This is a genomic window from Streptomyces sp. NPDC055506, assembly GCF_053643595.1.
The window spans coordinates 66,808-72,781 of the sequence record NZ_JBSHKH010000034.1 but is presented as its reverse complement, the minus strand read 5'-3'; the positions used below and the strand labels follow the sequence as shown (position 1 = coordinate 72,781).

The window sequence follows — 5,974 nt, the reverse complement described above, 5'->3', positions numbered from 1 at the left end:
GTTCCCCGCGCCCCTTGAGGCCCGTGCAGCTGACGTCCCTTCAGGGGCGCGGGGAACTGCGCGAACCACCCCCACCGGCCCGCAGGCGCCACACGACACCACATGGCACCCCGGAAGGCGACTCAGTCGACCTCCGCCACCGCTTGCGCGAACTGAGCCTTGTACAACCGCGCATAGGCCCCGTCCGACGCCAGCAGCTCCCCGTGCGTCCCCTGCTCCACGATCGCCCCGTTCTCCATCACGAGAATCGCGTCCGCGTCCCGGATCGTCGACAGCCGGTGCGCGATGACGAACGACGTACGCCCGTGCGCCAGCTTCGCCATGGCCTTCTGGATCAGCACCTCGGTCCGGGTGTCGACCGACGACGTCGCCTCGTCCAGCACCAGGATCACCGGGTCGGACAGGAACGCCCGGGCGATGGTGATCAGCTGCTTCTCGCCCGCGCTGACCCCGGTCCCCTCGTCGTCGATCACCGTGTCGTACCCGTCCGGCAGCGTACGGATGAACCGGTCCGCGTGCGCGGCCCGGGCCGCCTCCTCGATCTCCCCCCGGGTCACCTTCCGGGACGCCCCGTACGCGATGTTCTCCGCGATCGTGCCGCCGAACAGCCAGGTGTCCTGGAGCACCATGCCGATCCCGGCCCGCAGTTCGTCCCGGGACATCCGCGCGATGTCGACCCCGTCGAGGGTGATGCGCCCGCCCGTGACGTCGTAGAACCGCATCAGCAGATTCACCAGCGTCGTCTTGCCGGCCCCTGTCGGCCCGACGATGGCCACCGTCTGCCCCGGCTCGACCTTCAGCGACAGGTCCTCGATCAGCGGCTTCTCGGGGTCGTAGCGGAACGACACACGCTCCAGCGCCACCAGCCCGCGCAACTCCTCGGGCCGCACACCCGGCACCGGATCGGCCCCTTGCTCCTCCGCGTCCAGCAGCTCGAAGACCCGCTCCGCCGAGGCGACACCCGACTGCACCAGGTTCGCCATCGACGCGACCTGCGTCAGCGGCATCGAGAACTGCCGCGAGTACTGGATGAAGGCCTGCACATCACCGATGGACAGCGAGCCCGAGGCGACCCGCAGCCCGCCGACGACCGCGACCAGCACATAGTTGAGATTCGACACGAACATCATCAGCGGCTGCATCACCCCGCTGTTGAACTGCGCCCGGAACCCGGCCTCGTACAGCGCCTCGTTCTGCTCGGCGAACTGCTCGGCCGACTCCTGCTGCCGCCCGAACACCTTCACCAGGGTGTGCCCGGTGTACATCTCCTCGATGTGCGCGTTGAGCTTGCCCGTCGTACGCCACTGCTGCACGAAGTGCGGCTGCGACCGCTTGCCCACGCGCGTGGCGATGACGAACGACAGCGGCACGGTCACCAGCGCGACCAGCGCCAGGATCCAGGAGACCCAGAACATCATCGCGAGGACGCCGATGATGGTCAGCACCGAGTTGATGAGCTGCCCCATCGACTGCTGGAGGGTCTGCCCGATGTTGTCGATGTCGTTCGTCGCCCGGGACAGCACCTCGCCGCGCTGACGCTTGTCGAAGTACGACAGCGGCAGCCGCGACAGCTTCGTCTGCACGTCCTCGCGCATCCGGAACATGGTCCGGTTCACGGCCCGGTTCACCAGCCGCGTCGCCACCGCCATCAGCAGCCCCGCCACCATGAACACGCCCAGCGCGAGCAGCAGCACATGCCCCACGGACGTGAAGTCGATGCCCTCGCCCGGGGTGAAGTCGGTGCTGCGCAGCATGTCGGCGACGTCACCGTCCCCGCGCTGCCGCATGGAGTCGAGGACCTGCTCCTTGCTCGCCCCCTCGGGCATGCCCCGCCCGACGATGCCCGCGAAGACCAGGTCGGTCGCCTTGCCGAGGATCTTCGGCCCGACGACGCTGAGGCCGACGCTCAGCACCACGCACAGCAGCAGCACACAGATGGTCAGCCGCTCCGGCCGGAACCGCGCGACCAGGCGTTTGCCCGACCCCTTGAAGTCCAGCGAGCGCTGGTCGGGGCCGCCCCCGGCCATCATCCGCCCCATCGGCCCGGCCATCAGGCAGCCTCCGCTTCCGTGAGCTGGGAGAGCACGATCTCCCGGTAGGTCTCGTTGTCCGCCATCAGCTCGTGGTGCCGGCCGGTGCCGACGACCCGGCCCTCGTCGAGGACGACGATCCGGTCGGCGTCCCGGATGGTCGCCACCCGCTGGGCGACGATCACGACGGTCGCCTCGGCGGTCTCCTGCGCCAGCGCGGCCCGCAGGGCGGCGTCCGTGGCGTAGTCGAGCGCGGAGAAGGAGTCGTCGAAGAGATAGATCTCGGGCCGCTGCACCAGGGTCCGGGCGATGGCGAGCCGCTGCCGCTGACCGCCGGAGACATTCGTCCCGCCCTGCGCGATCGGCGCGTCGAGCCCGCCCTCCAGACGCTCGACGAACTCCTTGCCCTGCGCCACCTCCAGCGCGTGCCACAGCTCCTCGTCGGTGGCGTCCGGATTGCCGTAGCGCAGATTCGTCGCCACCGTGCCCGCGAACAGATACGGCTTCTGCGGCACCAGCCCGACGGTCCGCGCGAGCAGCACCGGATCGATCTCCGCCACCCCGACACCGTCCACGAGCACCTGCCCGTCGGTCGCGTCGAACAGCCGCGGCACCAGCCCGAGCAGCGTGGACTTGCCGCTGCCGGTCGAGCCGATGACGGCGGTCGTCTCGCCCGGCCGGGCGAGCAGGTCCACGGACCGCAGCACCGGCTCCTCGGCACCCGGATAGCGGAAGCCGGCCCCCCGGATCTCCAGATGCCCGTGCCGGCGCAGCTCCCGTACGGGCGCCGACGGCGGTACGACGCTGGAGGAGGTGTCCAGCACCTCCTGGATGCGCTCGGCGCACACCTCCGCGCGCGGCACCATCATGAACATGAAGGTGGCCATCATCACGGACATGACGATCTGCATCAGATAGGCGAGGAACGCCGTCAGGTCGCCGATCTGCATCCCGCCGCTGTCGATGCGGTGCGCGCCGAACCACACCACGGCGATCGACGACAGGTTCACCACCGTCATGACGATCGGGAACATCAGCGCGAGCAGATTTCCGGTGCCCAGCGCGAACTCGGTCAGATCGGTATTGGCCTTCCGGAAGCGCTGCTGCTCGTACTCGTCCCGGACGAAGGCGCGGATCACCCGGTTGCCGGTGATCTGCTCGCGCAGCACCCGGTTCACCGTGTCGAGACGATCCTGCATCGCCCGGAACAGCGGCCGCAGCCGCCGCACGATCAGCGTCACGCAGATGCCCAGCACCGGCACGACCGCCACCAGCACCCCGGACAGCGGAACGTCCAGGCCGAGCGCCAGCACGATGCCGCCCACGCACATGATCGGCGCCGACACCAGCAGCGTGAACGTCATCAGCGCCAGCATCTGCACCTGCTGGACGTCGTTCGTCGTACGGGTGATCAGCGACGGCGCCCCGAAGTGCCCCAGCTCACGCGAGGAGAACGACTGCACCCGGTCGAACACGGACGCCCGCAGGTCCCGCCCGAGCGCCGAGGCCGTACGGGCGCCGTAGTACACGGCACCGATGTTGCACACGACCTGGACCAGCGAGATGCCGATCATCAGACCGCCGTAGCCCACGATGTAGCCGGTGTCGCCGTTCACGACACCCTGGTCGATGATGTCCGCGTTCAGCGTGGGCAGGTAGAGCGTGGCGCAGGTCTGCAGGAACTGCAGCAGCACCAGCAGGGCTATGGGTCTCTTGTAGGGCCTGAGATAGGTCCGCAGAAGTCGTATGAGCACGCTGCTTCTCTCGGAGTGGGCGACGGGGCGGATGGTTGCCCCTGGCCCCTATCGTCGAACACTCCACCCGCGTTACCTCAACCGAATTAACCCAACAGGGGCCCGCTACCGGAGCGCCCCCGGGTGCGTCTGCTCCCGTACCGCCACGAACTGCTGCCGCACCGCCTGGCCCACCGCCAGGTCCTCGCCCGGCTCCAGCACCTGCGCGACCGCGCCCTGCCAGGCCGGTGGGGTGCGCGCGTCGAGGGCACCCTGCGACACGCCGAGGGCCCACGCGGCCTGGCGGGCGGCGCCGATCGCGGCGTAGTCGGCGGGCTGCGGCACCACGACCTGCGTCCCGAACAGCGAGGGCGCGGCGGCCTGCACGGCGGGCAGTTCGGCGGCCGACCCGAGCAGGAAGACCCGCCGGACCTCGACACCCCGGCCGCGCAGCACGTCCAGCGCGTCCGCGAGCCCGCACAGCATGCCCTCGAACGCGGCCCGCGCCAGATGCTCCGCCTTCATCGACTCACGCCGGAGCCCCGCCAGGGTCCCGGCGGTGTGCGGCAGGTTAGGCGTCCGCTCACCCTCCAGATAGGGCAGCAGCACCAGCCCGTGCGACCCCGGCGTCGACTTCATCGCCAGGTCGGACAGGCTCTCCAGATCGGGCAGCCCGAGCAGCTCGGCGGTCCCGCGCAGCGTCCGTACGGCGTTCAACGTGGTGACGACCGGCAGATGCATGCCGGTCGCGTCGGCCAGCGCGGTGATCATCCCGGACCCGTCGACCAGCGCCTCGGGGTGTACGGCCATCACGGACCCGGACGCCCCCAGCGACACGACCGCGTCCCCGAGGCCGATGCCCAGCCCGAACGCCGCCGCCATGGTCTCGCCGGTCCCTACGGAGATCAGCAGCCCCTCCGGCGTCCGGCCCGCCGCGTCCGCCGGGCCGATCACCTCCGGCAGCATCACCTGCTGCCCGAGCGCCAGCTCGACGAGATCGGGCCGGTAGCCGCCGGTCGCCGCCGACCAGTACCCGGTGCCGGACGCCCCGCCCCGGTCGGTGGTTCTTCTGACCGGCCTCCCCAGCAACTGCCACACCAGCCAGTCGTGCGCCTGCAGGAGGATCGCGGTGCGCTGCGCGTTCTCGGGCTCGGTCCGGGCCAGCCAGCGCAGCTTCGTCACCGGCTGCGCGGCCTGCGGCACACAGCCCACCGCCTGCGCCCACGCCTCGCGCCCGCCGAGCGCGTCGACCAGATCGGCCGCCGCGACCTGCGTCCGCTTGTCGCTGCCGACCATCGCCGGTCGCACGGTGTTGCCCTGCGCGTCCAGCGGCACGACGGCGTTCTGCTGCGCCGACACGCCGATGGCCTGCACGCCTTCGAGGAGCCCGCCGCCCGCCGCCTCGCCCAGGGACAGCAGCCAGGCCTGCGGGTCGACGTCGGACGGCCGGCCGCCGCCCTCGGGGCTCTCCACCGGATGCTGCGCATATCCCTGCCTGAGCACGGCTCCGGAGTCCGTGTCACAGACGACGATACGAGTGAAATCGGGCGAACTGTCCAACCCGGCGACTATCCCCATGGCCAAAATTCTGCCGTACCGCTGCGCTGGCCGGGGCGGTGGGCGCCGTGGGGCCCCGTGCCGGCTTCTGGGTGCGGCCCTCGTCGTGGCTGGTCGCGCAGTTCCCCGCGCCCCTTGAGGGAGCGGGGTGTGCCTGGCGTCTGAGAAGGAACTGTTACGTGTTGCTTGTGCCCCAGTCGTCTTCGCCGCCGTTGTGGGTGGCGCGGTCGCGGAGGTGGCGGACCCGGTCGGCGACCGACTCGGGGACGCGGTCCCCGACCTTGTCGCTCACCACGTGGTACGCCTTGCCCGCGAACTCACGGCCCTGGTGGGCCGCCGACTCCGCGGTGTTGCGGACGGCCGGGTTCTGCGCGAACTGCTGGGCCGTCTTCTTCAGCTGTTCGTAGCGCTCGCGTCCGGCCCTCGTGCCCAGCACGTAACCCAGGACGACTCCGGCGACGAACGTGAGCCGGTAACGCATGGCGGCCACCCTTCCCTTGCGTAGGTCTCCGGTGCGGTGTCGGCGCCCCGCGGGGTACCGATTGGCGGAGCACCCCCCTGCTTGCGCTAATGTATGTGTCGCAGCGAGCGAGCGCCCCCTGGCGGATACCCAGGTAGGTACGTTCGATGCAACGAGGCATTCCTCGGTAGCTC

The 5,974-nt window shown here is 70.3% G+C and carries 4 protein-coding genes; all 4 read right to left on the bottom strand.

The genetic code is table 11. The features are described 5' to 3' along the window. Nucleotides 1-122: 122 nt before the first annotated feature. The 4 genes from ACWIF2_RS15900 to ACWIF2_RS15885 all read right to left on the bottom strand — a co-directional run bounded on the left by ACWIF2_RS15900 (nucleotide 123) and on the right by ACWIF2_RS15885 (nucleotide 5,801). Nucleotides 123-2,051: an ABC transporter ATP-binding protein gene (locus ACWIF2_RS15900; RefSeq protein WP_454360910.1), complete on the bottom strand. Its 1,929-nt coding sequence runs from the start codon at nucleotides 2,049-2,051 to the stop codon at nucleotides 123-125. Then, a complete protein-coding gene (locus ACWIF2_RS15895) occupies nucleotides 2,051-3,784 on the bottom strand; it encodes an ABC transporter ATP-binding protein (protein WP_454360908.1) in 1,734 nt (577 codons plus the stop codon). Before ACWIF2_RS15895 ends, ACWIF2_RS15900 begins: the two co-directional genes overlap by 1 nt. A gap of 105 nt (nucleotides 3,785-3,889) precedes the next feature. Then, nucleotides 3,890-5,341, bottom strand: a complete 1,452-nt coding sequence (locus ACWIF2_RS15890) for a xylulokinase (RefSeq protein ID WP_454360906.1) — start codon at nucleotides 5,339-5,341, stop codon at nucleotides 3,890-3,892. Between the two features lie 154 nt (nucleotides 5,342-5,495). After that, on the bottom strand, nucleotides 5,496-5,801 hold the full coding sequence (locus ACWIF2_RS15885; protein ID WP_189725003.1) for a YtxH domain-containing protein: 306 nt from the start codon (nucleotides 5,799-5,801) through the stop codon (nucleotides 5,496-5,498). Between the last annotated feature and the right edge of the window lie 173 nt (nucleotides 5,802-5,974).